Source organism: Salmonella sp. SG203, from assembly GCF_013350575.1.
In the GTDB taxonomy this organism is placed as follows: domain Bacteria; phylum Pseudomonadota; class Gammaproteobacteria; order Enterobacterales; family Enterobacteriaceae; genus Salmonella; species Salmonella enterica.
Window position 1 is genome coordinate 1 of the sequence record NZ_SNMT01000081.1, and the last position, 1,197, is coordinate 1,197.

Annotated in this window: 1 protein-coding gene; it reads right to left on the reverse strand. The window is 46.8% G+C overall.

Going from position 1 to position 1,197, the window contains the following annotated elements; all coding sequences use genetic code 11:
- Positions 1-57 precede the first annotated feature (57 nt).
- Positions 58-945: a hypothetical protein gene (locus tag HV477_RS27860; RefSeq protein WP_175065743.1), complete on the reverse strand. Its 888-nt coding sequence runs from the start codon at positions 943-945 to the stop codon at positions 58-60.
- Between the last annotated feature and the right edge of the window lie 252 nt (positions 946-1,197).

The following is a 1,197-nucleotide window of genomic DNA, read 5'->3' on the forward strand; positions in this document are numbered from 1 at the left end:
TTGTTTTTCCCGCACGGGCATTCAGCGGGTATTTAATTTTTAAAAACCCGCAGTGACTTACTGATAGCGAACTTTCACGGTAACATTCTGACTGAACTTCCCTGTTACTGCTGACGTGACGCCCCCCGGAGTGGCGGGTTCCAGCGATGCGGTATAGTGAAGGTTCAGCGGACTGTTAACCACAGAGATAGCCGGGCTGATTTGTGACCATGCCCCAAATTTCACCGGTGTTGAACCGGCCTCCTTTATCACCAGTTTCAGGCCGTTTTCCTGGCCGTCAGCATTCTTAAGTATTATTCCATTTCCGTCAGCAGATAAACTTCCGTCACCGGCAGCGCTGAACTGAATCTCAAGGGTGAGTAAAAATTTATCCCACGAATTGATATCCTGAAAACCTTCACAATCCTGATTAAAGGAGGGTTTAATATAAAAGTTTCGCGGGGATGGCAGGCTGCCTTTTCCACCGGTGATGACCCTGCCAAGGTCAACCGCTGCCGGGACCGACGTTTTCCCGACACATTTCGGTACGAAATATAACCAGGTGTTAGCTGACAGTCCGGATTTGATATAAGGATATGATTCTCCAATATAACCAGGTATAATCCGAAAAAAATCACTGACGGTCGGAATTAAAACTTTCGCAGGTTTACTGATGCTCTCATTGAGAACAAGTTTAAACGAACCGCTTAATGTGCCCGTTATTTCCCCCGTCTTTTTGTCTCCTAACGGGAACTTATCAAGTTGAGACTCAGGAGACCATGAACCACTGCCCGTATCCACCACCATTTTCAGTCCGTTGTCTTTCAATATCTTAAGTATCTTTGTCATGTAATCGAACCCCGGAACCAGTGAGGGACTGGCTGGTGTTGAGAGAAAACAGGTATATTTAATCGCCGGCAACTGGGTTTCATAAACAACCGTACCTGGAGACATGTCCTTATTCATATTTATAACCCCGGGTAACTTTATAGCCATTCCCGGAGTGGCTGTGGTACACGAGTACGGGATTTCAGCAGCCGTAGCCGAAAAAGGGAGCAGGGGCAGGACGCTGGTTATTCTGGTAAATAAACATAACCATCTGGCGTTCATTATCTTTTTCATATCAGCTCCCCCGGTCCTGGTCACGAATACGCTCCTTAAAAGTGCATTTCCCTGAGGTACAGACAAACTGGTTCATCCGCAGCCCGCCATAATCAT